Annotated in this window: 20 protein-coding genes; 13 read left to right on the forward strand and 7 right to left on the reverse strand. The window is 73.1% G+C overall.

All coding sequences use genetic code 11. The features are described 5' to 3' along the window. Window positions 1–54: 54 nt before the first annotated feature. A complete protein-coding gene (locus OG974_RS00185; protein ID WP_328763946.1) occupies window positions 55–840 on the reverse strand; it encodes an amino acid ABC transporter ATP-binding protein in 786 nt (261 codons plus the stop codon). A 269-nt stretch (window positions 841–1,109) separates the two neighbouring features. On the opposite strand from OG974_RS00185, the gene OG974_RS00190 reads away from it, so the two are divergent. After that, a complete protein-coding gene (locus OG974_RS00190) occupies window positions 1,110–1,826 on the forward strand; it encodes a response regulator transcription factor (protein WP_327278890.1) in 717 nt (238 codons plus the stop codon). Window positions 1,827–1,839: 13 nt separating this feature from the next. Continuing rightward, window positions 1,840–3,252: a HAMP domain-containing sensor histidine kinase gene (locus OG974_RS00195; RefSeq protein WP_327278891.1), complete on the forward strand. Its 1,413-nt coding sequence runs from the start codon at window positions 1,840–1,842 to the stop codon at window positions 3,250–3,252. Window positions 3,253–3,289: 37 nt separating this feature from the next. Here OG974_RS00195 and OG974_RS00200 read toward each other — a convergent pair whose 3' ends face one another. Together OG974_RS00200 and OG974_RS00205 are read right to left on the reverse strand one after the other, a co-directional pair. Continuing rightward, window positions 3,290–5,419, reverse strand: coding sequence for an endo-beta-N-acetylglucosaminidase (locus OG974_RS00200; RefSeq protein WP_371645003.1), 2,130 nt, complete (start codon window positions 5,417–5,419; stop codon window positions 3,290–3,292). A gap of 198 nt (window positions 5,420–5,617) precedes the next feature. Then, a complete protein-coding gene (locus OG974_RS00205; protein ID WP_329314697.1) occupies window positions 5,618–6,919 on the reverse strand; it encodes a glycosyl hydrolase in 1,302 nt (433 codons plus the stop codon). 454 nt (window positions 6,920–7,373) lie between these two features. On the opposite strand from OG974_RS00205, the gene OG974_RS00210 reads away from it, so the two are divergent. Further along, window positions 7,374–8,435 carry a LacI family DNA-binding transcriptional regulator gene (locus OG974_RS00210; RefSeq protein WP_327278894.1) on the forward strand — a complete coding sequence of 354 codons (1,062 nt, stop codon included), beginning with the start codon at window positions 7,374–7,376 and terminating at the stop codon, window positions 8,433–8,435. Window positions 8,436–8,500: 65 nt separating this feature from the next. Beyond that, the gene (locus OG974_RS00215) at window positions 8,501–9,442 is read left to right on the forward strand and encodes an ROK family protein (RefSeq protein WP_329316438.1); all 942 of its coding nucleotides are present in this window, start codon (window positions 8,501–8,503) and stop codon (window positions 9,440–9,442) included. A gap of 63 nt (window positions 9,443–9,505) precedes the next feature. Here OG974_RS00215 and OG974_RS00220 read toward each other — a convergent pair whose 3' ends face one another. Then, window positions 9,506–10,501, reverse strand: coding sequence for a TAXI family TRAP transporter solute-binding subunit (locus tag OG974_RS00220; RefSeq protein WP_329314699.1), 996 nt, complete (start codon window positions 10,499–10,501; stop codon window positions 9,506–9,508). A 151-nt stretch (window positions 10,502–10,652) separates the two neighbouring features. Between OG974_RS00220 and miaB the strand changes: the two genes are divergently transcribed. Continuing rightward, complete coding sequence (gene miaB / locus OG974_RS00225; protein ID WP_327278896.1) at window positions 10,653–12,176, forward strand: tRNA (N6-isopentenyl adenosine(37)-C2)-methylthiotransferase MiaB; 1,524 nt, start codon at window positions 10,653–10,655, stop codon at window positions 12,174–12,176. A 653-nt stretch (window positions 12,177–12,829) separates the two neighbouring features. Then, window positions 12,830–13,537, forward strand: a complete 708-nt coding sequence (locus OG974_RS00230; RefSeq protein ID WP_327278897.1) for a hypothetical protein — start codon at window positions 12,830–12,832, stop codon at window positions 13,535–13,537. Between the two features lie 80 nt (window positions 13,538–13,617). On the opposite strand, the gene OG974_RS00235 is transcribed toward OG974_RS00230, so the two are convergent. Continuing rightward, entirely contained in the window at window positions 13,618–13,863 is a 246-nt protein-coding gene (locus OG974_RS00235; protein WP_327278898.1) for an antitoxin, read from the reverse strand. 23 nt (window positions 13,864–13,886) lie between these two features. Further along, a complete protein-coding gene (locus tag OG974_RS00240) occupies window positions 13,887–14,042 on the reverse strand; it encodes a gliding motility protein (RefSeq protein WP_327278899.1) in 156 nt (51 codons plus the stop codon). Window positions 14,043–14,274: 232 nt separating this feature from the next. On the opposite strand from OG974_RS00240, the gene miaA reads away from it, so the two are divergent. The 6 genes from miaA (at window position 14,275) to hflX (ending at window position 22,373) form a co-directional block, all read left to right on the forward strand. Beyond that, complete coding sequence (gene miaA / locus OG974_RS00245; protein WP_327278900.1) at window positions 14,275–15,213, forward strand: tRNA (adenosine(37)-N6)-dimethylallyltransferase MiaA; 939 nt, start codon at window positions 14,275–14,277, stop codon at window positions 15,211–15,213. 131 nt (window positions 15,214–15,344) lie between these two features. Then, entirely contained in the window at window positions 15,345–15,881 is a 537-nt protein-coding gene (locus OG974_RS00250) for a hypothetical protein (RefSeq protein ID WP_327285815.1), read from the forward strand. 44 nt (window positions 15,882–15,925) lie between these two features. Next, window positions 15,926–16,801, forward strand: a complete 876-nt coding sequence (dapF, locus tag OG974_RS00255; RefSeq protein WP_329314701.1) for a diaminopimelate epimerase — start codon at window positions 15,926–15,928, stop codon at window positions 16,799–16,801. 140 nt (window positions 16,802–16,941) lie between these two features. Next, the gene (locus tag OG974_RS00260) at window positions 16,942–19,047 is read left to right on the forward strand and encodes an HD domain-containing protein (protein WP_327278902.1); all 2,106 of its coding nucleotides are present in this window, start codon (window positions 16,942–16,944) and stop codon (window positions 19,045–19,047) included. A 219-nt stretch (window positions 19,048–19,266) separates the two neighbouring features. Next, window positions 19,267–20,712: a M1 family metallopeptidase gene (locus OG974_RS00265; RefSeq protein WP_327278903.1), complete on the forward strand. Its 1,446-nt coding sequence runs from the start codon at window positions 19,267–19,269 to the stop codon at window positions 20,710–20,712. A gap of 155 nt (window positions 20,713–20,867) precedes the next feature. Next, on the forward strand, window positions 20,868–22,373 hold the full coding sequence (gene hflX / locus OG974_RS00270; protein ID WP_327278904.1) for a GTPase HflX: 1,506 nt from the start codon (window positions 20,868–20,870) through the stop codon (window positions 22,371–22,373). Window positions 22,374–22,468: 95 nt separating this feature from the next. On the opposite strand, the gene OG974_RS00275 is transcribed toward hflX, so the two are convergent. Next, window positions 22,469–23,647 carry a hypothetical protein gene (locus OG974_RS00275; RefSeq protein ID WP_327278905.1) on the reverse strand — a complete coding sequence of 393 codons (1,179 nt, stop codon included), beginning with the start codon at window positions 23,645–23,647 and terminating at the stop codon, window positions 22,469–22,471. Window positions 23,648–23,896: 249 nt separating this feature from the next. On the opposite strand from OG974_RS00275, the gene OG974_RS00280 reads away from it, so the two are divergent. Next, a complete protein-coding gene (locus tag OG974_RS00280; RefSeq protein ID WP_327278906.1) occupies window positions 23,897–25,381 on the forward strand; it encodes a diaminobutyrate--2-oxoglutarate transaminase family protein in 1,485 nt (494 codons plus the stop codon). Window positions 25,382–25,553 lie beyond the last annotated feature (172 nt).

Consider the following 25,553-nt stretch of genomic DNA (forward strand, 5'->3'; position numbering starts at 1 on the left):
GACGAGCGACACGTGTGCTCTGAGCCGCCAGGGGATCACTACCAGACGGGACCGTCAGTGGTGCAGGATCTTCGAAAGGAAATCCTTGGCGCGGTCACTGCGCGGGTTGCTGAAGAACTGCTCGGGCGCGGCCTCTTCGACGATCTTTCCGTCGGCCATGAAGACGACCCGATTGGCCGCAGAGCGGGCGAAGCCCATCTCGTGCGTGACGACCACCATCGTCATGCCCTCCCGGGCGAGCTGCTGCATGACTTCCAGCACCTCGTTGATCATTTCCGGGTCGAGCGCCGAGGTCGGCTCGTCGAACAGCATCACCTTCGGGTCCATCGCCAGCGCGCGGGCGATCGCCACGCGTTGCTGCTGGCCGCCGGACAGCTGCGCCGGGTACTTGTCAGCCTGCGAGCCGACCCCCACCCGGTCCAGGAGGGACTTCGCCTTTTCGAGTGCTGCTGCCGAGTCCGTCTTGCGGACCTTGAGCTGACCCAGCATCACGTTCTGCAGCACGGTCTTGTGCGCGAAAAGGTTGAAGGACTGGAAGACCATGCCCACGTCGGCACGCAGCCGGGCCAGTTCCCGTCCCTCCGAGGGCAGTTCCTTGCCGTCGACCGTGATGGTGCCCGAGTCGATCGTCTCCAGGCGGTTGATGGTCCGGCACAGCGTGGACTTGCCCGATCCCGAAGGACCGATCACCACGACGACCTCACCGCGGGCAATGCTCAGATCGATGTCCTGAAGCACGTGCAGCGCGCCGAAGTGCTTGTTGACGTTGCTCAGTACGACCAGGTCGTCCGCGGTGCCGGCCGCATCCTGCACGTCCTTGGTCACTGATACTCCGCTCATCGGCTTCTAGCTCCGTCCTCCTCGGTTGGGAGGACAGTAGTGACGCGGCGCGCACACCGTCATCACATCTGAGGGAGAATTGAGCATAACGATACGGCCTCGCCCCGATACGCTCCGTGCGCACTGCGGTGGGCTGGGCGAGGATGCCCGTACCGGGTGCATAACGGAAGGCGCGCCGGACCGGAACCCCCTTGACGTGGGCCTCTCCATCGGCGTGGATGCATGGTGGCCCATTGACCACGGGCCCAGATCAGGAAAAGGGGGACGCCATGAGACTGCTGCTCGTCGAGGACGACGACCACGTTGCCGCCGCCCTGTCCGCGATCCTCGCCCGGCACGGCTTCCAGGTGACCCACGCCCGTAGCGGCGAGGAGGCCCTGCAGGCCCTGCTACCCGCAGGAGCGCCGGCCAGCGTCACTCCCTACGGGGTCATCCTGCTCGACCTCGGCCTGCCCGATCAGGACGGCTACGAGGTGTGCGGGAAGATCCGCAAGCGCACCTCGACTCCCGTGATCATGGTGACCGCGCGCGGCGACGTCCGCTCCCGTATCCACGGCCTCAACATGGGCGCCGACGACTACGTCGTCAAGCCGTACGACACGGGTGAACTCCTCGCACGCATCCACGCCGTCGCCCGGCGCACCGGTGCCCCCGAAGACACCGCCACCGGTACGGGCGGCGGCTCCGACGTGGTCCGGCTCGGCCCGGTCAGCATCGAACTGGCCACCCGCCGCGTCAGCGTGGACGGCGCCGACGTACCGCTCACCCGCAAGGAGTTCGACCTGCTGGCACTGCTCGCGCAACGGCCCGGGGTCGTCTTCCGCCGCGAGCAGATCATCAGCGAGGTCTGGCGCACCAGCTGGGAGGGGACCGGCCGGACCCTGGAGGTCCACGTCGCCTCGCTGCGCTCCAAGCTGCGCATGCCCGCCCTCATCGAGACCGTCCGCGGGGTGGGCTACCGGCTCGTCGCCCCGGCCGCCGCCTAGCGGGGCCCTTGACGTGCGCGCCCGGCTGCTCCCCCTGCTCGTCATCCTGATGGCGGGCGTGCTGCTCGCCCTCGGCTTCCCGCTCGCAGTGAGCCTGGCCGCCGGGCAGCAGCAGCGCGTGGTCGTCGACCGGATCGACGACAGCGCCCGCTTCGCCGCCCTCGCCCAGTTCGTCATCGACGCCGAGGGCTCCGGCTCCACCGGCGCCACCGAGCGCCTGGAGACCCTCCAGCTCGAACTGGCCCGCTACCAGCAGCTGTACGGCATCCGCGTGGGCATCTTCCTGCGCGACGACAACGCCATGGCCCGCGCCCCCGGCTGGTGGGAGCTCCCGGAGCAGGGCGAGGGCCGCCGTGCCTTCCAGGAGGCCCTCGCTGGACGGCGCAGCCACGACCCCGCGCAGGTGTGGCCCTGGCAGACCCACGGCAAGCTCCTCGTCGCCTCCCCGGTCGTCCTCGACGGAGACGTCGTCGCGGTCGTCGTCACCGAGTCGCCCACCGACCAGATGCGGGCCCGCATCCTGAGCGGCTGGATGATCATCATCGCCGGGCTCGCCGCCGCGATGCTCGTGGCCTTCGGCGCCGCCCTCGTGCTCACCAGGTGGGTGCTCAAGCCGGTCCGGACCCTCGACGCGGCCGCCCACGGCATCGCCACGGGACGGATGAACTCCCGGGTCGCAGCCGCCGGCGGGCCCCCGGAACTCCAGCGGCTGGCCCACTCGTTCAACGAGATGGCCGACAACGTGGAAGAGGTCCTGGAGCAGCAGCGGGCGTTCGTCGCGGACGCCTCCCACCAGCTGCGCAACCCGCTCGCTGCGCTGCTCCTGCGGATCGAGCTGCTCGCCCTCGAACTGCCGGAAGGAAACGAAGAGATCGCCTCCGTGCGGACCGAGGGCAAGCGCCTGACCCAGGTCCTGGACGACCTGCTGGACCTGGCGCTGGCCGAGCACACCTCCGCCGAGCTCAGCCTGACCGACATCGCGGCACTGACCGCCGAACGGGTGGCGTCCTGGCGCCCGTACGCGGAGGAGAAGGGCGTACGGATCACCGAGACGGGCCGGACCGCCGTCACGGGCTGGGCCGACCCCATCGCCCTCTCCAGCGCGCTGGACGCCGTCATCGACAACGCCCTCAAGTTCACGCCGGAGGGAGAAGAGGTCGAGGTGTCGGTCGCCGCGGAGGGGCCCTTCGTGCACGTGGTCGTCGCCGACCGCGGACCCGGCCTGACCGACGAGGAGCTGCTCCGCGTCGGCGACCGGTTCTGGCGCAGCGGCCGCCACCAGAACGTCAAGGGCTCCGGGCTCGGCCTGTCGATCTCCCGGGCGCTGCTCGCCGCGGGCGGCGGGTCCCTCGCGTACGCGACGAACCCGCCGCACGGGCTGCGGGTGACGGTGGCCGTCCCGCGCAGCGATCCGCACACGCCCTGACCGCAGCCGCGGGAACCGCCCCGGGCCGGCCGCCGGGTCAGGCCGGTCCGGTCCAGGTGAGGGTGGTGCAGGCTGGGGCGGAGGCCGCGTACAGCTCGTCCACCGCCCGGACCTCGAAGACGGCCGCCGGCTCCCGGCCGGCCCGGGTGACGGCCGGGAGGTACAGGGCGGTGCCGCAGGTGCCGCCGAGGAAGCGTCGGGCGCCGTCCGGGAGCAGGCGGTACACCTCGTAGTGGCGGACCGGCCCGGCAGCCCGGCGCCAAGACAGTCGGAGGGCGGCCTTGCCGTCCTGCTGGGTCGCGGCGTCCACGGTCAGCGCACCAGGAGCCGCCGGGCGCCGCCGCGCGGTGTCGTCGCGTACCGACAGGGCGCCGAGCCGCCAGGCCACCGCCCTTTTCCCGCGCACCGTGATCCGTACGGCCAGCCCGTACGCGGTCCGGCCCGCCAGGGACGGGAGCCCGACCCGGGAGGTGTGCCACCCGCCGCGGCCGGAGCCCGGGGTCTGCGCCTTCAGCCAGGTGTACGGGACCGGCTCCCCCGGAGCGCCCGGCTCGCGCGTGGCCACGCCGACCTCGATGCCGAGCGTGCCCGCCTCGGTGGCGTGCACCAGCTCCACGGCCGTGGAGCCGGTCAGCGGCAGCCGCGTGCAGTGCAGGCCGACGACGGCCGGAGCGGTGAGCGCGCCGGCCACGAGGAGGCTGGAGCCGCCGCGCCAGGCCTTCGCGAAGTCCAGCGTGACGGAGGGCCGCGGCCCGGCGCAGTCCACGGCCCAGCGGCGGCCCGGGAGCACGTCCTGGAGCCCGAGGTGGTTCCAGGGGATGTCGGAGGTGACCTCGCCCTCCTCGTACCAGCGCTCCCCGTGCCCGGTGTTGAATGCACAGGCGAAGGGGAGGGCGGTGACGGTGGACCGGTCCGCGACGGCCGTGGCGGGCGCCCGCCAGCTGCCCTCGGGCGCGGGACGGGCCGGGTCCAGGGACTCGCCCGTCCAGAACCGGTCGTCGGCGCGGTGGAAGGCGCCGGGGGAGCGGTCGGTGAGGTGGTTGCGTGTCCACTCGGGCCGGTAGAACCCGAAGCTGACGACGTGGTCGCGGTCGCGCGGGATGACCGCGTCCCAACGGACGGCGGAATCCCAGCCGCCCGACTCCACGTCGAGGGCCGCCCACAGCTCGTGGCGGGAGCGGCCCAGCCGGTCGGCGAGCGCGCCGGAAGCGGCCAGGGTCTGCGCGGTCCAGCGGAAGTCGACGAACACCGTGTCCGCGACCCGGCCCGCCCGGTCCTCGAAGAACTCCTGGTTGAGCTGGTTCAGTGCGCCCTGCCAGCCGACCCTGCCGGTGCTGTTCATGGCGTCGTACCAGGTGATCCGCAGGCCGTGCGGGGAGCCGGCCGCCCGCAGTGCGCGCAGGAACTCCCGCATCCGGGCGGCGAGCGAACCGTCCCCGCCGTCGGTCTCGGCGTTCACGAACCAGCCGTCGAACCCGTACGTGCGCGCCACCTGTACGAGCTTCTCGGCGATCGGGAACCGGCCGGCGGAGTCACGCTGGACGAGGTCCCGCGTCCACTGGAGGTCGCCGCCGTACGCGACGGGCGGCAGGAAGACGTTGCCCAGCACCGGGACGCCGTTGCGGTGGGCCGCGTCGATCACGGGCGCGTTCGGGGCGAGCACGATTCCCTCGCCGGAGGAGCCGCCCCAGAACACCAGCTCGTCGAGGTACGCCCAGTGCGTGAGCGCGTAGTGGTCGGCGGTCGCGGAGCCCTGGGAGGGGTTCTGTGCGGTGGGCCCGAAGGAGACGAGCGAGGAGATCCGGGCCTGCCCGGCGCGCGCACCCGGGTTCACCGGCACGGGGGTGAAGCGGGGCGCGAGCGGCACGGTCGCGGTGTTGTGCGCGAGGTCCGGATCGGACTCGGGGGACCACTGCTTCAGCGACCGCCAGGTGATGCCCGGGCCGGGGGCGCCCTGGGGGAGCGAGTCGGGGAACCAGTAGGAGGCGTACGGGGCCAGGTCGGCCGGGGTACCCGGTACCGGGGCCGGGACGGCCTGCGCGGCCGGGGCGCCGGGGACGGCCGGCGCGGCCTGCGCCCGGGTGGCCGTGCCGGCCGCGCCGAGCAGTGCGGCGGCGCCCGCGCCCGCCCCGGCGGCGAGCACCCCGCGCCGGGTCGGCGGCGTCACGCGGGCGGGAGGGGTGAAGGGTGCCTGAGGGACGGGCAGCGCGGGCAGCGCGGCACGTGCGGGATATCCGGGACGTGCCTGAGGTGTCTGACGTGCCTGAGGTGTCTGACGTGACGAACGGGCGGTGCGAGGGTCGGCGCCGTTGCCGGTCTCGGACATGCAGGGCTCCTCGGTGACGGGTGGTCGGGCGGCGGATGATCAGGTGACGTCATGCACGCGCAGCACCTCGGTGATGCCGCGCCCGGCCAGGTGGGCGGCGTCCCCGGCGAGCTCCGCCAGGACCACTGCGGGCCGGACCCCTTGGGCCGTCAGCGCGGCCCAGGCCTCGAAGAACGCCCCGCCGGGCGCGCACACCGAACGCCTCGGCGCGGCCTCCGCCCCGCCGACGTCCAGCACCAGCGCCGTGGACCGGACGGCCGGGCGGTGCTCCCGCCCCCGCCACCGGTCGGCGATCCGGGCGACGGCCGCCCCGGCCGGCTTGACCCCGCGGTCGTTGGTGAGCAGGCCGAGCCCGTACTCCAGTTCCGGGAAGTCCGCGAGCTCCCGGGACACGTCGTGCGAACACCACCAGGTCACGCCCCACAGGTCCGGGCAGTCCAACACGTTCGCCACGGTCGCCTCGGTGAACGCGGCCGCGTGCTCCGCCGGGACCAGCGGCGCGGGCGCCCCGACCTCCTGGAGCCACACCGGCCGGTGCGGATCGAGCGCCCAGGCCTTCGACAGCTCGACCAGGTACGCGGCGTGGTGCTCGGTCGCCGTCCCGGTCCGGCCGTGGCGCTGCGCGGTCCCGTTGAACACCCACGAGTGCACGGCCGTGGCCGCGCCCAGCCGGGCCGCCTGCGCCACGGTGAAGGGGTGTCCGTCCTGGTACCAGGCGGCGTCGTACTCGGCGTGCACGTGGGACCGGCCCGGCGCGCCCTTCTCGCAGGCGGCGAGCATCCGTTCCAGCCAGCGGCCCGCCTGTTCGCGGGTGATCCGGTCGGGGTCGGGGTGCGGGGCGCCGGAGAACTGGTTGATCTCGTTGCCGACGGTCATGCCGAGGAAGTTGGGCCGGTCGGCGAGGGCGGCGGCCAGCGTGCGCAGGTACTCCTCCTGCGCGGCGACGACGTCCGGGTCGGTGAAGATGTTCCGCCGGTGCCAGGTCCCGGTCCAGGCGGGCAGGAAGTCGAAGCTCGACAAGTGCCCCTGCAGACCGTCCACGTTGACGTCGAGCCCGCGCTCGGCGGCCGCGTCGGCGAGCGCGACGAGCTGTTCGACGGCGCGCGGCCGGATGAGCGTCCGGTTCGGCTGGAACACCGGCCACAGCGGGAAGACCCGTACGTGGTCCAGCCCGAGCGCGGCGACGGAGTCGAGGTCCGCCCTGACGTCTTCGAGGTCGAAGTCGAGCCAGTGGTGGAACCAGCCGCGGGCCGGGGTGTAGTTGGCGCCGAAACGGAGCGGACGGGGCGGGTGAGGCGGACGGAGCGGACGGGGCGGACGAGGAGGGATTTCGTCGTGCATAAGGCGTCCTGGAGTTCTCGCGAGTTCTCGGAAATGCGCCGGGTGGCGTACAACCTGCCGGGAGTCGCGGGCATGAGTCAACAGGGCGTCTGGCGACGGAACTTATGCGCTTCAGTCCCGTTGACAGAAGGGCCCCGGGCTCCCAAGCTGATCGAACTAATGCGGTTTAGTTCAGACCTTCGTTCCGATCCCGGAAAGGGTACGGAAATGGACAGCGGTATTTCGGTCACGGAGATCGCGACCCGGCCGGCCCTCTTTACCGGTTCCACGGAAAGCCCGGAGCGGGCACGACCGCGCTGCCGCCCGCCGGCCGCGCGCGGCTCCCGCTGACGGTCACCCCCGGATGCTGCTCAAGGCGGCCTGCCCGGGCAGGATCGCGTACGGTCCCGCCATCGCCGTCCGCGCGTGCTGCACGCCGGACGTACCCCAGGGACGAGGAAGAGGCAGGCAGGCCATGGCCCGCAGACCCACCATCAAGGACATCGCCCGCCGCGCCGGGGTGTCCGAGAGCGCCGTGTCCTTCGCGCTCAACGACCGGCCCGGGGTGTCCCGGGAGACCCGCGCCCGGATCCGCGGGGTCGCCGAGGAACTCGGCTGGCAGCCCAACAGCGCCGCCCGCGCCCTGTCCGGGGAACGCTCCGGCGCGGTCGGGCTGGTGCTCGCCCGGCCCGCGCAGACCCTCGGCGTCGAGTCCTTCTTCCTCCAACTGGTCTCCGGCATACAGGAGGTGCTGTCCGCCGGCCGGGTCGCCCTGCTCTTCCAGGTCGTGGACGACATCGACGCGGAATGCGCCGTCCACCGCCGCTGGTGGGCCGAACGGCGCGTGGACGGGGTCCTCGTCGTCGACCCGCGCACCGACGACCCGCGCCCGGAACTCCTCGCGCAACTGGGCCTCCCGGCCGTCATGATCGGCGGGACGGGCGAGACCGGGCCCCTGTCCTCGGTATGGGCCGACGACGCCCGGGCCATGGCCCAGGTCCTGGACCACCTGTACGAGCTGGGCCACCGCCGGATCACCCACGTCGCCGGGCTGCCCGGCCTCGCCCACACCGCCCGCAGGATGGCCTCGCTGCGCGCCGAAGCCGAGGCGCGCGGGCTCGGCCCGGACGACGTGCGCTCGGTGGTCACCGACTACTCCGACACCGAGGGGGCGGCCGCCACCCGCCGGATCCTCGCGGAACCCGCACCGCCGACCGCCCTCGTCTACGACAACGACGTGATGGCGGTCGCCGGCATCGCCGTCGCCGCCGAGCTGGGCATCGCGGTCCCCGGCCGGATCTCCATGGTCGCCTGGGACGACTCCGCGCTCTGCCGGGTCACCCACCCCCGGCTCACCGCGCTCGTCCGCGACACCGCGGGCTTCGGCCGGCTCGCCGCCGAGGAGCTCCTCGGCGTGCTCGCCGGCGGCCCGCCCCGGGCGCGCGAGAGCGAGCAGCCCCGGCTGGAGCCCCGGGAGAGTACGGCCCCGCCCCGGCCGCATACTGATTCCGACCCCATCCTGGAGCCGCTTCCGTGACCAGTCCCACCTCCGCCTTCACCGCACCGCTGGCCACTGGCCCGGCTGCCGACCCGGCCGCCGGTCTGACGGTGGCCATCGACATCGGCGGTACGAAGATCGCCGGTGCGCTGGTGCACCCCGACGGCAGGATGACGGCCACCACCCGCCGTCCCACCCCGCGGGGAACGGACGGCGAGCGGGTCTTCGCCGCCGTCGCCGAGGTCGTCGCCGAACTGGCCGGCTCGACACTGTGGCCGTCGGCGGTCCGGTGCGGCATCGGCAGCGCGGGTCCCGTCGACACCTCCCGCGGCACGGTGAGCCCGGTGAACATCGGGGCGTGGCGGGAGTTCCCGGTCCAGGCCCGGATCGAGGCCGAACTGGCCCGGCACGGCGTGGCCCTGCCGACCGTACTCGCCGGTGACGGCGTGGCGATGACCGCCGCCGAGCACTGGCTGGGCGCGGCCCGGGGGCACGCGAACGCCCTGTGCATGGTGGTCTCCACCGGGGTCGGCGGAGGCCTGATCCTGAACAACCAGCTCCACCCCGGACCCACGGGCAACGCGGGCCACATCGGCCACATCAGCGTGGCCTTCGACGGTGAGCAGTGCGTCTGCGGGGGCCACGGCTGCGTGGAGTCCATCGCCTCGGGCACCGCCATCGCCCGCTGGGCCCGGGCCCAGGGCTGGACCCCGCCCGGCCCGGACGGGGATGCCACCGCGGCGGGCGTGGCCCTGGCCGCCGAGGCCGGGGACCGGGTCGCCGTGGCCGCCTTCGACCGTGCGGGCCGCGCCCTGGCCGCAGCCATCGCGGCCACCGCGACCCTCGTCGAAACGGACATCGCGGTCATCGGCGGGGGCGTCGCCGCCTCAGGCGACACGCTCCTCGCGCCGATCCGCGCCCACCTGGCCGACTACGCCACGCTCTCGTTCGTGAGCGGCCTCAAGGTGGTCCCGGCCGCCCTGGGAACCCACGCGGGGCTGATCGGCGCGGCCGCGGCGGCGCTGATGCTGCTGCCCGCGGCCTGACCGTCCCGACGGCCGTCCCGGTCCCGGTCCCCGGTCCCGTGCCCGTTGCTACGGTGCCCGTCGCTACGGCTTGACCGAGCGGTAGTACCGCTGTGCGCCCTCGTGCAGGTCCAGCGGTTCCGTGTAGATCGCCGTGCGCAGGTCCACCAGCTGCGCCGCGTGTACCTCGTGCCCGATCCGGTCACGGCTGAGGATCACCGTCCGCGTGAACTGCTCGGTCAGCTCCGGGTCCGTGTTCTCCGTGGTGACCAGCAGGTTCGGCACGGCCAGGGTCGCCACCGAAGAGGTGTTCCGGGCCCGCGTGTACGCGTCCTGGGGCATCACCGCCGCCCGGTAGTAGCGCGCCGGGCTCCCGCTCGCCTGGAGCTCCGCCACCAGGTCGCCGAGCTGCACGAGCCGGATGTCGAACCGCTCCGACAGCTCGCGCACCGCGTTCGTCGGCAGGCCGCCGGACCAGAAGAACGCGTCGATCCGCCCCGCCTGAAGCTCCGCCGGCATGGTGTCGATGCCGATCGACACCGGGGTGATGTCCCGCGCCGGGTCCAGCTTGGCCGCCGTCAGCAGCCGCTCCGAGACCAGCCGCACGCCGGAGCCCGGCTGGCCGACCGCGACCCGCTTGCCCCTCAGGTCCCGCGCCGACTGCACCGGCGACCCGGCCGGGACCACCAGCTGCACGTAGTCGTCGTAGAGCCGCGCGACGCCGCGCAGCCCCTCCGCGCCCGGCTTCCCGTCGACCCGGTACTTGGAGACCGCGTCGGCCGTCGCGATGGTGAAGTCCGCCCCGCCAGTCGCCACCCGCCGGAGGTTCTCCTGCGAGCCCTCGCTGGTCTCCAGCCGCACCTTCACCCCGGGCATGTCCCGGGCGAGCGCCTGGTCCAGCAGCTGCCCGTAGCGGTGGTAGACGCCCGTACGCACACCCGTGCTGAAGGTCAGCCCGCCCTTGAGCTCCGGCTCCCCGAACGGCCTCAGCCACCACGCGAGCAGCCCGAACACCGCGAGGACGGCCACCAGCCCCCACAGGGCGGTGCGCCTGCGAATGCGGGGCGGAACGTGAACCATGGCCGCGATCCTGCCACCGACCCGCCGCCCTGTCACGGCCCCGCCCGTTCCGGCGCCCCGGATCAGGACCCGGCGCGAACGTCCGCGATCGGAAAACCGTCCACGCCGTACGGGGTCCGGAGGGCTTCCGGGTACCGCCTACCCTTGTTGCATGACCAGCAGCAGCGACCGGAGCACGGCAGTGGACGTCAAGGGAACATACGAGGTGCGCACCTACGGGTGCCAGATGAACGTGCACGACTCCGAGCGGCTGTCCGGTCTGCTGGAGGGCGCGGGCTACACGCGGGCGCCCGAGGGCTCCGACGGTGACGCCGACGTCGTGGTGTTCAACACCTGCGCCGTCCGCGAGAACGCCGACAACAAGCTGTACGGCAACCTCGGTCGGCTCGCCCCGATGAAGACCAAGCGCCCCGGCATGCAGATCGCCGTCGGCGGCTGCCTCGCGCAGAAGGACCGCGACACGATCGTCAAGCGGGCCCCCTGGGTCGACGTGGTCTTCGGTACGCACAACATCGGCAAGCTGCCCGTCCTGCTGGAGCGCGCCCGCATCCAGGAGGAGGCGCAGGTCGAGATCGCCGAGTCGCTGGAGGCGTTCCCCTCCACGCTCCCGACCCGCCGCGAGTCCGCGTACGCCGCATGGGTGTCGATCTCCGTCGGCTGCAACAACACCTGCACCTTCTGCATCGTCCCCGCGCTGCGCGGCAAGGAGGAGGACCGCCGGCCCGGCGACATCCTCGCCGAGGTGGAGGCCCTGGTCGCCGAAGGCGTCTCCGAGATCACCCTGCTCGGCCAGAACGTGAACGCGTACGGCTCCGACCTGGGCGACCGCGAGGCCTTCTCGAAGCTGCTGCGCGCCTGCGGCCAGATCGAGGGCCTGGAGCGGGTCCGCTTCACCTCCCCGCACCCGCGGGACTTCACGGACGACGTGATCGCGGCGATGGCCGAGACCCCGAACGTGATGCCGCAGCTGCACATGCCGATGCAGTCCGGATCGGACACCATCCTGCGCGCCATGCGCCGCTCGTACCGCCAGGAGCGCTTCCTCGGCATCATCGAGAAGGTCCGCGCCGCCATCCCGCACGCCGCGATCTCCACCGACATCATCGTGGGCTTCCCCGGCGAGACGGAGGAGGACTTCGAGCAGACGATGCACGCGGTGCGCGAGGCCCGCTTCGCGAACGCGTTCACCTTCCAGTACTCCAAGCGCCCCGGGACCCCGGCGGCCGACATGGAGGGGCAGATCCCGAAGGAGGTCGTCCAGGAGCGCTACATGCGGCTGGTCGCCCTCCAGGAGGAGATCTCCTGGGAGGAGAACAAGAAGCAGGTCGGCCGCACCCTGGAGGTCATGGTCGCGGAGGGCGAGGGCCGCAAGGACGGCGCCACGCACCGCCTCTCCGGCCGCGCCCCCGACAACCGACTGGTCCACTTCACGAAGCCGGAGGAGGAGGTCCGCCCGGGCGACGTGGTGACGGTGGACATCACCTACGCGGCCCCGCACCACCTGCTCGCGGAAGGCCCGACCCTGACGGTCCGCCGGACCCGCGCGGGCGACGCCTGGGAGAAGCGGAACGCGGCCCCCGCGCAGCCGCAGGGCGTCATGCTGGGCATCCCGACGCTGGGCGTCCCCGCCCCCCTCCCCGCAACCACGTCGGGCTGCGCCGCCCCCACCACCTGATCGCCGCGCCGCGCCCCGCCCGCCGGGCCGCGCAGGGCGGTTCCCCATCGGGCACTGCGCTGCCCTGCCGGGCTCGGGCGGCGGCCTGCTGCGCGGCACCATCTCGCCGGGTGGGCTTGCGGGAGGCCCCGGCCGTCGGTTTGGCTCCGCAGCACCCCGTCGGGCGCTGCGCGCCCGCACCCCACGCCCCGCTCCCTCGTTCAGCGGCCTTCGCGCCACTACGAGGCCAGGCCGGCGCGCGGGCAGGGTGGTGCTCCGGCGGGCACCGCGGGCCCCCGTCCGGCGGGTGCTTGGTGCCCGGCTCGCGCGGCGCCAGCCGGGCCGGCTGTGCGTTGAGGCGTGGGGTCCCCTGACGGACTCTGGCGGAGCCCCCGGCGGTAGCCGGCGGAGGAACAGGCGAAGGGGGGCCCGCAGGGCCACCCACCCCCGGCCCGGCAGGTCCGGCTCCCGACGCGCTGAACCCGCGCCGGGTCCCGGCTGCACACACCGAGTCAGGGGGCTGAACGGGGATCCGGCCGGGAGTCGCGGGCCGGACCCCGGCCGTGCGCCCCCGCGTCGGGGACGTCGTGCGGGCCGGGAGCGGAGCCCAGGGGCCGGGCCGGGGGGCGGGGTTGCGGGGCCCGGGGCGGGGTGTGGCGGCTAGGCTGCGGGGCATGCTCGTTGCCGCCGCCGTCTGCCCCGCCCCGCCGCTCCTCGTGCCCGAGGTCGCCGCAGGTGCCGCCGCCGAACTCGGCGAAGCCCGCACCGCCTGCTCCGACGCGCTCGCCGTGCTCACCGCCTCCCGGCCCGACCTGCTGGTCGTCATCGGGGCCGCCGACCAGGACCACCGCGGTCCGTACCCCCAGGGCGCCCGCGGCAACTTCCGCGGCTTCGGCGTCGATGCCGACGTACAGCTCGGGGCCGGAGAGGAGGGCCCCCGCCTCCTGCCGCCGTCCCTCGCCGTCGGCGCCTGGCTGCTAGGCCGCGCCGGCTGGGGCGCCGCGCCGGTGGAGGGGCTCGGGGTCGGGGAGCCGCTCGAAACCGCGCGCTGCCTGGAGGCCGGTCGCGGACTCGCCGCGCGCGAGGAGCGCGTCGCGCTCCTCGTCATGGGCGACGGCAGCGCCTGCCGCACCCTGAAGGCCCCCGGCTACCTCGACGACCGCGCCGCCGGCTTCGACGCCGCCGCCGCCCGAGCCCTGGCCGCCGCCGACGTACCCGCGCTCGCCGCCCTCGACGCCGAGCTCGCGCACGAACTCAAGGCCGCCGGCCGGGCGCCCTGGCAGGTGCTGGCGGGTGCGGCCGAGGGTGCCGGGCTCGACGGGCGGCTGCTGTACGAGGACGCCCCGTACGGGGTCGGCTACTTCGTCGCCGCCTGGTCGTAGGCGAGCCGGGCACTGCGGACACGAGGGCGGGGCGCGAGTTCACCAAACCCGCGCCCCGCCCTCGTACGTACGGGACCGCGTCAGGACGCCGTCGGCGGCGTCGGACCGCCGGGGGCGTCCTTGTGAGCGATCTTGCCCAGGGCGTCCTTCGCCTTGCTCGTGCCGGTCTCGATCTTGCCGTGGTACTTGCCCTTGGTCTTGGAGTCCACGGCCTGGGCCATCTTGTCGAGGTTCTGGCCGATCTTGCCCTCGTGCTGCTGTGCGAGGTCGCCGACCTTGTCCTTCGCCGGAGCGAGCTTGGCCTTCAGAGTGTCCAGCAGGCCCATGGGGCACCTTCCAGTGGCGGTGGCTACGTACGGGCGCTCTCGCCGGCCCCGCTGTCCGCGGCGGCCTCCGCCGACTGCTGCTTCGGGATCTCCACGGCTTCCGCCACGGGAGCCTCCGCCTCGGCAGGCTCGGCCGCGGTCTCGGAGCCCGTGGCCTCGGCCTCGGCCTCCGCCGTCACGTCCTCCGACGCGACTTCAACGGTCGCATCTTCGCCCTTACGACGAAAAAACCGATCAAAAACGCCCATGTCTACTCCCATAACGTTACTCGTGCGGGTGAAGTTCCGCCTTGTGCGGCCCGGCCTCCGCCGGGCGTACGCCTGGTGGAACCTCGCCAGGGCAACGACCCCACCACCACCCCGTCACGTAACTCGATCGGGTACATGCCGCAACGTTTGCGAGACTGGGGCGGTGAGGAATGCAGCCCCCGCCCCGCGGGTCATCGCCGTCGTCGGTCCCACCGCGGCAGGAAAGTCCGATCTGGGCGTAGCCCTGGCCCGCCATTTCGACGGCGAAGTCGTCAACGCCGACTCCATGCAGCTGTACCGGGGGATGGACATCGGCACCGCCAAGCTGACGACGGAGGAGCGCGGAGGCGTCCCGCACCACCTCCTGGACATCTGGGACGTGACCGAGACCGCGAGCGTCGCCGAGTACCAGCGGCTGGCCCGCGCCGAGATCGACGCACTGCTCGCCCAGGGGCGTACGCCGGTCCTCGTCGGCGGATCGGGCCTGTACGTCCGCGGCGCCCTCGACGCGATGGAATTCCCCGGCACCGACCCGGAGGTCCGGGCCCGGCTGGAGGCCGAGGTCACGCTGCGCGGCCCCGGTGCCCTGCACGCCCGCCTCGCCGCCGCCGACCCGGCCGCCGCCCAGGCGATCCTGCCCAGCAACGGCCGCCGCATCGTCCGCGCCCTGGAGGTCATCGAGATCACGGGGAAGCCGTTCACCGCCAACCTGCCCGGTCACGAGTCGGTCTACGACACGGTGCAGATCGGTGTCGACGTGGCCAGGCCGGAGCTCGACGAGCGGATCGCGCTGCGCGTGGACCGGATGTGGGAGGCCGGGCTGGTGGACGAGGTCCGCAGGCTGGAGGCCCGGGGCCTGCGCGACGGAATCACCGCTTCCAGGGCGCTCGGCTACCAGCAGGTGCTGGCCGCCCTGGCCGGCGACTGCACGGAGGACGAGGCCCGCGCCGAGACCGTCCGGGCGACCAAGCGGTTCGCCCGCCGCCAGGACTCCTGGTTCCGCAGGGACCCCCGTGTGCACTGGCTCAGCGGCGCCGTCGCCGACCGGGGGGAACTCCTCGGACTTGCGCAGTCGTTGGTCGAACGAGCGGTTACAGCCTGATCACGTGATGGCATCGGGACGCCCCGTGCGCCCGTTCGGGGCCCTGACCCGTGCCATCATCAAATTCCGCGGGTGCGGTCACCGGCGGTGAACTACGGCGTACGAAGTCCGAGTGGGGAGGGCGCGTGGCGATGGAGGCCGGCCCTCGCGACACCGGGCAGGACAGCACGAGGCAGGAAGCGGACCCGAAGCTCTGGGGGAACCAACCCCCGGTCGCCGGGGGAGAGGCTCCCGAGCCCGAGGCCCTCGGCCTGCCCGCCGATCCCGCACGGCTGTCCCCCGACGGCCCGGACGTACCGGACACCGCCGAGGCGGAGGCCGCCGCCGGTCCCGAGTTCGAAGTCGAGCTGCGCCCGCAGCGCCGACTGCGCATCTGGCAGATCGCCCCGATCGTGATGCTGGCCGCGGCAGGCTCCCTGATGTTCGCCTTCCCGCTCGCCTTCGAGTTCGGCGACGGCGGAGCCGTGGTCGCCATGCTCGGCTTCCTCATCTGCTGCTGCGCCGGCGGCTGGGGGATGATGGCCGCGCGCCGCGTGGGCCACACCTGGCCCGGGCTCCCGCCGCGGGGCAGCGGCCGCCGCCCCGACTGGCGCATGGCCGGGCTGTACGGCCTCGTCGCGCTGGCCGTCGTAGCCCTGGCCGTGTACCGGGTCGCGCGGCTCCGGTAGGCGCCGCCGACCTGCACGGACACCCCGCTCGGTACCATGGGCGGGTGACGCAGACGAGCCTCTCCTTCCTCAAGGGCCACGGCACCGAGAACGACTTCGTGATCGTCCCGGACCCGGACAACGCCGTCGACCTGCCCGCGACCGCCGTCGCGAAGCTCTGCGACCGGCGCGCCGGCATCGGCGCGGACGGCGTGCTGCACGTCGTCCGGTCCGCCGCACACCCCGAGGCCGCGCATATGGCCGACGAGGCCGAGTGGTTCATGGACTACCGCAACAGCGACGGCTCCATCGCCGAGATGTGCGGCAACGGCGTCCGCGTCTTCGCCCGCTACCTCCAGTACGCAGGCCACGTCGAGCCCGGCGACCTGGCCGTCGCCACCCGTGGCGGCGTCAAGCGGGTCCACCTCGACAAGAGCGGCGACGTGACGGTCTCCATGGGTCGCGCCGTCCTCCCCGAGGAGCAGGTCACCGTCACCGTCGGCGACCGCACCTGGCCCGCCCGCAACGTCAACATGGGGAACCCGCACGCCGTCGCGTTCGTTGACAGCCTGGACCACGCCGGAAAGCTGCTCGACCCGCCCCCGTTCAGCCCGGCCGAGGTCTACCCCACGGGGGTCAACGTGGAGTTCGTCGTCGACCGCGGCCCCCGCCACGTCGCCATGCGCGTCCACGAGCGCGGATCCGGCGAGACCCGCTCCTGCGGCACCGGCGCCTGCGCCGTCGCCGTGGCCGCCATCCGCCGCGACGGCGTCGACCCGGCCGCCACCGGGGCGCCGGTCACATACACCGTCGACCTCCCCGGCGGCACCCTGCTCATCACCGAACACCCCGACGGCCAGATCGACATGACCGGACCGGCCGTCATCGTGGCCGCGGGCGAGTTCGACGCGGCCTGGCTCACCGAAACGGCTTTCGGCTGAAGCTTCCCTCTAATGGGTGATCCGTTTCACGCTGAGCGAGAGGCGGACTGCGCCACGTGGTGGGGTCGGTAGCATCAGGCACCGGCCCTGAGGGCTCACCCCATGCCCGCCACCGCCGGTCGAAGCCGCCGGAGGTGCCCATGAGTGCAGAGGCCACGAACCCCGAAGCACGTCCCGACGCGCGCCCTGAACTCCGCAGACGAGGCCGGACCCGCCTTGACCTGCGACGACTCGGGCGCGCGGCCCTTCTCGGGCCCACATCCCGAGACCGGCTCCCCGATGCCATCGGCCACGTCGCAGAGGCGCACCGCGCCCATCACCCGGACGCGGACCTGTCCATCCTGCGCCGCGCGTACGTGCTCGCGGAGTCCTCGCACCGCGGCCAGATGCGCAAAAGCGGTGAGCCGTACATCACACATCCGCTCGCCGTCACCCTGATCCTCGCCGAACTCGGCGCCGAAACCACGACTTTGACGGCCTCTCTGCTCCACGACACCGTCGAGGACACCGAGGTGACCCTCGATCAGGTCCGCGCGGAATTCGGCGACGAGGTCTGCTTCATCGTCGACGGCGTCACCAAGGTCGAGAAGATCGACTACGGGGCCGCCGCCGAGCCCGAGACCTTCCGCAAGATGCTCGTCGCCACCGGCAACGACGTCCGCGTCATGTCCATCAAACTCGCCGACCGGCTGCACAACATGCGCACCCTCGGCGTGATGCGCCCCGAGAAGCAGGCGCGCATCGCCAAGGTCACCCGCGACGTCCTGATCCCGCTCGCCGAACGGCTCGGCGTCCAGGCCCTCAAGACCGAACTGGAAGACCTCGTCTTCGCGATCCTGCACCCCGAGGAGTACGAGCACACCCGCGCGCTCATCGCGGCCCACGCCGGGGAGCGCGACCCGCTGCCCGCCATCGCGGCCTCCGTCAGGGCCGTCCTGCGCGAAGCGGGCATCGCCGCCGAGGTGCAGGTCCGGCCCCGGCACTTCGTCTCCGTGCACCGGATCGGCCTCAAACGCGGCGAACTGCGCGGCTCCGACTTCGGCCGCATCCTCGTGCTCGTCGGCGAGAACGCCGACTGCTACGCCGTGCTGGGCGAGCTCCACACCTGCTTCACCCCGGTCGTCTCGGAGTTCAAGGACTTCGTCGCCGCCCCGAAGTTCAACCTGTACCAGTCGCTGCACACCGCCTTCGCCACCCCCGAGGGGTACGTGGCCGAAGTCATCGTCCGCACCCGCCAGATGCACCGGGTCGCCGAAGCCGGCGTGGTCGCCCTCGGCAACCCGTACGCCACCGCCCCGCCGGAGCCCGGCTCTGCGGCCGACACCGCCGACTGCGACGAGGAACGGGTCGACCCGACCCGGCCCGGCTGGCTCTCGCGCCTCCTCGACTGGCAGCAGTCCGCACCCGACCCCGACACCTTCTGGAGCGTGCTCCGCGCCGAGCTCGCACAAGACCGGGAGATCACCGTGTTCCGCGCCGACGGCGGCGCCCCCGGCACGATCAGCCTGCCCGCCGGGGCCAGCTGCATCGACGCCGCCTACGCCCAGTACGGCGAGGCGGCCCACGGCTGTATCGGCGCCCGGGTCAACGGGCGCCTCACCTCCCTGGCCTCCCGGCTGTCCGACGGGGACACCGTCCAGCTGCTGCTCGCCCACGACGCCTCCTCGGGGCCCGCCGCCGACTGGCTGGAGCACGCCAGGACCCCCGCCGCCCGGATCGCCATCGGCAGCTGGCTCCAGGCCCATCCCGACTCGGTGAAACCCACCGCCACCCCGGCCCGGGCACCGCTGTCCGTGGTCGGCGCCCGAGGCGGCGGCGGCAATGCCGTCGCCGACCTGCCGGACGCCACCGTGCGGCTGGCCGGCTGCTGCACCCCCGTACCTCCCGACGCCGTCGCCGGGTTCGTCGTACGGGGCGGGGCCGTCACCGTCCACCGCATCCACTGCGCGGCGGTGGCCCAGATGCGCGCGCTCGGACGGACCTCCGTCACCGTGCACTGGCGAGCCACGGCGGACTGCCGGGTCACCCTGCTCGCCGAATCGTTCGGCCGCCCGCACCTGCTGGCGGACCTGACCGAGGCCATCGCCCGCGAAGGGGTGGAAGTGGTCTCCGCGACCGTGGAACCGCCCGTCGAGCAGCGGGTGCGGCACACGTACACCCTGCAACTGCCCGACGCGGCCGGGCTGCCGGCCCTCATGCGGGCGATGCGGGACGTGCCGGGCGTCTACGACGTCCGCCGGGCCTAGCCCGCGTCCGCCCAGCCGCCGACCCCGGGCGGCGGGCCGGGCGGCGGGTCCGAGCGCCGGGCCTGGGCGCCGGGCTCCGGCGGGAACGGGGCGTGCGGCCGCCGGGACTGGGCCGGGGCGCCCCCGGGACTGGGCCGGGGCGCGGCCGGAAGGTCCCGTTCGGGTGGAACCGTCGCGCGCCGTACCCGGGCACGCGTCGGGCGCTGGTAGCGGTGGGGGATGCAGCTCTCCTCCCCGCGCCTGCGCGCCGCCCTGCTCGCCGCGGCCTCCCTCACCCTGGTCGCCGCCGTGCTGCCCCCGCCGAAGCCGCTGGGCATCGGCGACACGCTGTTCCCGCAGCTCGGGAACCCCGGGTACGACGTCCTCTCGTACGACCTGTCCTTCACGTACAAGGACAACAAGAGCCCGCTCGACGCGGTCACCGTGATCGATGCCCGCGCCCTGGAGCCGCTGGAGCGGATCAACCTGGACTTCACCCACGGAACGGTGGCGTCCGCCGAGGTCAACGGCGAGCCGGCGCGCTTCGAGAGCGCCGGGGAGGACCTCGTGCTCACCCCGGCGAGCCCGGTTGCGGCGAACGTGCCGCTCCGCATCGAGATCCGGCACACCAGCGACCCGCGCGGCATCGCCGACGGGGGATGGGTGCCCACCGACGACGGCCTGGCCATGGCCAACCAGGCCGACGCCGCCCACCGCGTCTTCCCGTGCAACGACCACCCGGCGGACAAGGCGTACTTCACCTTCCGGATCACCGCCCCGGCCGGTCTCACCGCCGTGGCCAACGGGGTGGCGGGCGCCCTCCCGGCTCCCCGGGTCGCCGGTTCGACGACGTGGACGTACCGGACCCTGCACCCCATGGCCACCGAGCTCGCACAGGTCTCCATCGGTGACTCGGCCGTGGTGGCGGGCACCGGTCCGCACGGCCTGCCGTTGCGCAGCGTGGTCCCGGCCGCCGACCGCAAGCGCCTGGACCCCTGGCTGAAGAAGACCTCCGGGCACGTCCAGTGGATGGAGCAGCGCGTCGGCCGCTACCCCTTCGAGAACTACGGGGTGCTGATCGCACGGGCGAAGACCGGGTTCGAGCTGGAGACGCAGACCCTCTCGCTCTTCGAGAACGGCCTGTTCTCCGGCGACGGCTACCCCGAGTGGTACGTCGACGCCGTCATGGTCCACGAGCTCGCCCACCAGTGGTTCGGCGACAGCGTCACCCCGCGGACCTGGTCCGACCTGTGGCTCAACGAGGGCCACGCCACCTGGTACGAGGCCCTGTACGCGGACGGCCTCGGCAAGTACTCCCTGGAGCGGCGCATGCGCGAGGCGTACCAGCGCTCCGACCAGTGGCGGGCGGCCGGCGGACCCCCGGCCGCCCCGAAGCCCGCCGCCCCCGGAGAGAAGATCGGGCTGTTCCGGCCGGTGGTCTACGACGGGGCCGCGCTGGTGCTGTACGCGCTGCGCCAGGAGATCGGCGAGAAGGCCTTCGACCGCGTCGAGCGGCGCTGGGTGGCCGAGCACCGGGACGCGACCGCCGGCACCGCGGACTTCGTACGCCTGGCCTCGGTCGTGGCCGGACGGGATCTGGAGGCCTTCCTGAAGCCGTGGCTGTACGGGAAGACGACCCCGGCGATGCCCGGGCACCCGGAGTGGGGCGGCCCGAAAAGCGTGTGACCGGCGGGGAACGGGCATGTCACCATCGACGGGGCCGCACGCCGGGGGAATCTCCCGGCGATGTGACACGTTGGACGTGACAGTGTTAGGTCACTGTTGCGCATGGCCCCGGCCGCGCAAGACACGGCCGCATTCGATATCGACGTAAGGATCCAATGACCTCCTCTTCTTCCCCTTCCCAGGACGCGCGGGACGCACGGGACGTGCAGGACTCGCAGAGCTTCACCGAGAGCCTTCGGGCCGACGCCCTGATGGAAGAGGACGTCGCCTGGAGCCACGAGGTCGACGGAGACCGCGACGGCGAGCAGTTCGAGCGCTCCGAGCGCGCGGCGCTGCGCCGTGTGGCCGGCCTCTCCACCGAGCTCGAAGACGTCACCGAGGTCGAGTACCGACAGCTGCGCCTTGAGCGCGTCGTGCTGGTGGGCGTGTGGACCTCCGGAACGGTGCAGGACGCCGAGAACTCCCTTGCGGAGCTCGCCGCCCTCGCCGAGACGGCGGGCGCCCTCGTACTGGACGGTGTCATCCAGCGCCGTGACAAGCCGGACCCGGCCACCTTCATCGGCTCGGGCAAGGCCCGCGAACTGCGCGACATCGTGCTGGAGAGCGGAGCCGACACCGTCGTCTGCGACGGTGAGCTCAGCCCCGGCCAGCTCATCGCCCTTGAGGACGTCGTCAAGGTCAAGGTGGTCGACCGGACCGCCCTGATCCTCGACATCTTCGCCCAGCACGCCAAGTCCCGAGAGGGCAAGGCACAGGTCGCCCTCGCGCAGATGCAGTACATGCTGCCGCGCCTGCGCGGCTGGGGTCAGTCGCTGTCCCGGCAGATGGGTGGCGGCGGCGGTGGCGGCATGGCCACCCGAGGCCCCGGTGAGACCAAGATCGAGACCGACCGGCGCCGGATCCGCGAGAAGATGGCGAAGATGCGCCGGGAGATCGCGGAGATGAAGACCGGCCGCGACATCAAGCGGCAGGAACGGCGCCGCAACAAGGTGCCCTCGGTCGCCATCGCCGGCTACACCAACGCCGGAAAGTCCTCGCTGCTCAACCGCCTCACGGGCGCGGGCGTGCTGGTGGAGAACGCGCTGTTCGCCACCCTCGACCCGACCGTGCGCCGGGCCGAGACGCCCAGCGGCCGGATCTATACCCTGGCCGACACGGTCGGCTTCGTCCGGCACCTGCCCCACCACCTGGTCGAGGCGTTCCGCTCCACGATGGAGGAGGTCGGCGACTCCGACCTCATCCTGCACATCGTGGACGGCTCGCACCCGGCTCCGGAGGAGCAGCTGGCGGCCGTGCGCGAGGTCATCCGCGAGGTCGGCGCGGTCAACGTGCCCGAGATCGTGGTGATCAACAAGGCCGACGCCGCGGACCCGCTCGTACTCCAGCGACTGCTGCGGATCGAGCGGCACTCCATCGCCGTCTCGGCGCGCACGGGGCAGGGCATCGAGGAACTCCTCGGGCTCATCGACTCCGAACTGCCGCGACCCGAGGTCGAGGTCGAGGCCCTCGTGCCGTACACGCGCGGCTCGCTCGTCGCCCGGGCGCACGCCGAGGGCGAGGTGATCTCCGAGGAGCACACCCCGGAGGGCACCCTGCTGAAGGCGCGGGTCCACCAGGAACTCGCGGCTGACCTGGCGCCGTACGTGCCGGCGAAGCGCTAACGCCGAGGCCGCTCGACGCGCTCGACGCTCAAGACGACGGAGGGCCCCCTGCCGTGCAGGGGGCCCTCCGTCGTCTGCCTACTTGAACCTTCTGCCTACTTGAACTTGGCGCTCACCGCGTCGAAGACCCCCTTGGCCTCCGGGCCCAGCCTGGGTCCGGCCAGCCAGCCCGCCTTGGCGGGGCCGATCGAGGTGTTCGAAACCAGCGCCGGCTTGCCGTCACTGCCCGCGGCCACCCAGCCGCCGCCGGAGGAGCCGCCGGTCATCGTGCAGCCGATGCGGTACATCACCGGGGCGTTCGTGGCCAGCGACAGCCGGCCCGGCTTGTCGGTGCACTGGAAGGCCTTCTGACCGTCGAACGGGGCCGCCGCCGGGTAGCCCGTCGCCGTGATGCCCGCGACCTTCGGCACCGCCGGTGCGTTGAACTCCACCGGGAGCGCCGAACCGACCGTCTCCTCCAGGGACTTGCCGGTGCTCTTCTCCGGGGTCACGTGCAGCACCGCGAAGTCGTACGGGGCGCCCGCGCCGCCGGTCGGACCGCCGTTCGCGATCCACTGGTCCGAGGTCTGTGCCCAGTCGCTCCACCACACGCCGTACGGGGCCACCTGTTCGCGCGGGGCACCCTTGAGCTGCGCCGCCGGCCTGCCCGCGTTGTTGTACGACGGGACGAAGGCGATGTTGCGGTACCAGCCGCCCGACTTGCCCGCGTGGACGCAGTGACCGGCCGTCCAGACCATGTTGGACTTGCCGGGATGGGCCGGGTCCTTGACCACGGTCGCCGAGCAGACCATCGAGCCCTCGGGGCCGTCGAAGAAGACCTTGCCGGACACCGGAACGCTCGTGTGGTACGGCGCGTTGGCAGCCTTGGCCTGCACCGGAGTCGGGGTCGGGTCCGTCACGCCCTGGTCCTTGCCGGCGTCCGGGTCGATCGCCGGGGTCTGCGGGGTCTTGTCGGCCTCACGCATCCGGTCCGGGTCCCACAGGTCCTCGATGATCGGGTTGACGTAGTCGCCCGCCTCGCGGAGCCAGTCCTCCTTCTTCCAGTTCTTCCACGCGCCCCCCTTCCACTTGTCCAGGTCGAAGCCGTGCTCCTTGAGCTTGTCCTTGAGCTGGTCCGGGATCTTGATGGTCCCGTCGGGCTCGGTCGGGAGGCTCGCCGCCACGGTCGGCTTGGCGTCGCCGCCGGCCTCCCCGTCGCCGGGTCCGCAGGCCGCGGCGGTCATGGCGAGTGCCGCCGCGCACAGGATCGCGGTGACCGGTCGGTTCGGGCGCATGTCGTGAATCCCCCTGGTGATTCTGGGCGTCAGACGCGGTGCAGGTGAGGTACGTGGGGCACGCGAGGTGCGTGCCGCCGAGTGCAGCACCCCACTATGCCGCTGCTGTTGGGGACGGCACAGGCCGGGGCCGCGGTTCCGGGACCGGAGGAACCGTGCACTCAGGGACGGGACAAGGATCTTGGGCACACCCGTGATCCGCTGCCGCCACCGTCGTTGGTACGTACGGGGTACGGGGGAGCAGCGTTCATGTTCGAGGCGCAATCCGGTGGAGCAGTCCGTGCGGGAGGTCCGACAGTCGTGGCTTTGACCGAGCAGGGCGCGGCCGCCGCGCCGGTTTCGCCTCAGGGGCCTCACGAGCCCCAGGAACCCCAGGTGCCGGCGCAGGGGGGCCGGGGAACGGGGCCGGGCGTAGCCGTACCGCCGGGCGCTGACGGGGTGGAGGGCATCCTGCGCCGGCAGGCGATGCGGGAGTCCGCCGCCCGTACGTACGCGCGTTCCCTGCCCATCGTCCCCGTGCGCGCCCGGGGGCTCACCATCGAGGGCGCGGACGGGCGACGCTACCTGGACTGCCTCTCCGGAGCCGGCACCCTCGCCCTGGGACACAACCACCCAGTGGTGCTCGAAGCCGTCCGGGGCGTCCTCGATTCCGGGGCCCCGCTGCACGTCCTGGACCTCGCGACCCCGGTCAAGGACGCCTTCACCACGGAGCTGTTCGCCTGCCTCCCGCCGGAACTGGCCGCCGACGGCCGCATCCAGTTCTGCGGTCCCGCCGGTACGGACGCCGTGGAGGCCGCACTCAAGCTGGTCCGCACCGCCACCGGGCGCTCGGGGCTGCTGGCCTTCACCGGTGCCTACCACGGGATGACCGCCGGAGCCCTGGGCGCCTCGGGCGGAGCGCCGGACGTACGGGTGACGCGGCTGCCGTTCCCGCAAGACCACCGCTGCCCGTTCGGGGTCGGCGGCACCGAGGGCGCCCGGCTCGGGGCCCGTTGGACCGAGAGCCTGCTGGACGACCCCAAGGGCGGGGTGCCGACGCCCGCGGCGATGATCGTCGAACCGGTGCAGGGCGAGGGCGGGGTCCTCCCGGCCCCGGACGCGTGGCTGCGCCGGATGCGAGAGATCACCGAGGCACGGGGGATCCCGCTGATCGCCGACGAGGTACAGACCGGCGTCGGCCGCACCGGCGCCTTCTGGGGCGTCGACCACGCCGGGGTGGTTCCGGACGTGATGGTCCTGTCCAAGGCGATCGGCGGCAGCCTCCCGCTGGCGGTGATCGTGTACCGGTCGAGCCTGGACCTCTGGGCACCCGGAGCGCATGCCGGCACCTTCCGCGGCAACCAGCTGGCGATGGCGGCCGGGACCGCCACCCTTGCCTACGTAAGGAAGAACCGACTCGCCGAGCGCGCCGGAGCCCTCGGCGAGCGGATGCTGACGGCGCTCCGCGGGCTGGCCGCCGCCCACCCGTGCATGGGGGACGTCCGGGGCCGCGGCCTGATGATCGGCGTCGAACTCGTCGACCCCGACACCGGGGCGGCGGCGCAGGCCCTCGCCGCGGCCGTGCGACAGGAGTGCCTCAACCGCGGCCTGATCGTCGAACTGGGCGGCCGCCACTCCAGCGTCGTCCGCCTCCTGCCCCCGCTGACCATCACCGACGAGCAGGCCACCGCCGTCCTCGACCGCCTGGCCGACGCCATCCCCGCCGCCGCAGCAGCAGCCGTCCGGCTCCACTGACCCGCAAGGACCCGCGATGCCCGACTCGCAGCACCCCGCCACCAATACCCCGACCACTCCCTGGCGGGCGGGCGCCGACCCCGCTCAGGAACCGCAGACCACGGACGGAACCCCGCCCCCCGCCCCTGGTGGGACCGCCGAGCCCGACGGCCAGGCCACCGCCACCCCCCAA

It is taken from the genome of Streptomyces sp. NBC_00597 (genome assembly GCF_041431095.1).
Taxonomy (GTDB): Bacteria; Actinomycetota; Actinomycetes; order Streptomycetales; family Streptomycetaceae; genus Streptomyces.

What these genes read in the sequence shown, in the direction of transcription:
- OG974_RS00190 (WP_327278890.1), top strand. Translation starts at nt 1,110, where the DNA reads ATGAGACTGCTGCTCGTCGAGGACGACGACCACGTTGCCGCCGCCCTG.
- OG974_RS00265 (WP_327278903.1), top strand. Translation starts at nt 19,267, where the DNA reads ATGCAGCTCTCCTCCCCGCGCCTGCGCGCCGCCCTGCTCGCCGCGGCC.
- OG974_RS00275 (WP_327278905.1), bottom strand. Translation starts at nt 23,647, where the DNA reads ATGCGCCCGAACCGACCGGTCACCGCGATCCTGTGCGCGGCGGCACTC.
- hflX (WP_327278904.1), top strand. Translation starts at nt 20,868, where the DNA reads ATGACCTCCTCTTCTTCCCCTTCCCAGGACGCGCGGGACGCACGGGAC.
- OG974_RS00280 (WP_327278906.1), top strand. Translation starts at nt 23,897, where the DNA reads ATGTTCGAGGCGCAATCCGGTGGAGCAGTCCGTGCGGGAGGTCCGACA.
- OG974_RS00210 (WP_327278894.1), top strand. Translation starts at nt 7,374, where the DNA reads ATGGCCCGCAGACCCACCATCAAGGACATCGCCCGCCGCGCCGGGGTG.
- miaB (WP_327278896.1), top strand. Translation starts at nt 10,653, where the DNA reads ATGACCAGCAGCAGCGACCGGAGCACGGCAGTGGACGTCAAGGGAACA.
- OG974_RS00250 (WP_327285815.1), top strand. Translation starts at nt 15,345, where the DNA reads ATGGAGGCCGGCCCTCGCGACACCGGGCAGGACAGCACGAGGCAGGAA.
- OG974_RS00205 (WP_329314697.1), bottom strand. Translation starts at nt 6,919, where the DNA reads ATGCACGACGAAATCCCTCCTCGTCCGCCCCGTCCGCTCCGTCCGCCT.
- OG974_RS00230 (WP_327278897.1), top strand. Translation starts at nt 12,830, where the DNA reads ATGCTCGTTGCCGCCGCCGTCTGCCCCGCCCCGCCGCTCCTCGTGCCC.
- OG974_RS00220 (WP_329314699.1), bottom strand. Translation starts at nt 10,501, where the DNA reads ATGGTTCACGTTCCGCCCCGCATTCGCAGGCGCACCGCCCTGTGGGGG.
- OG974_RS00235 (WP_327278898.1), bottom strand. Translation starts at nt 13,863, where the DNA reads ATGGGCCTGCTGGACACTCTGAAGGCCAAGCTCGCTCCGGCGAAGGAC.
- OG974_RS00260 (WP_327278902.1), top strand. Translation starts at nt 16,942, where the DNA reads ATGAGTGCAGAGGCCACGAACCCCGAAGCACGTCCCGACGCGCGCCCT.
- OG974_RS00185 (WP_328763946.1), bottom strand. Translation starts at nt 840, where the DNA reads ATGAGCGGAGTATCAGTGACCAAGGACGTGCAGGATGCGGCCGGCACC.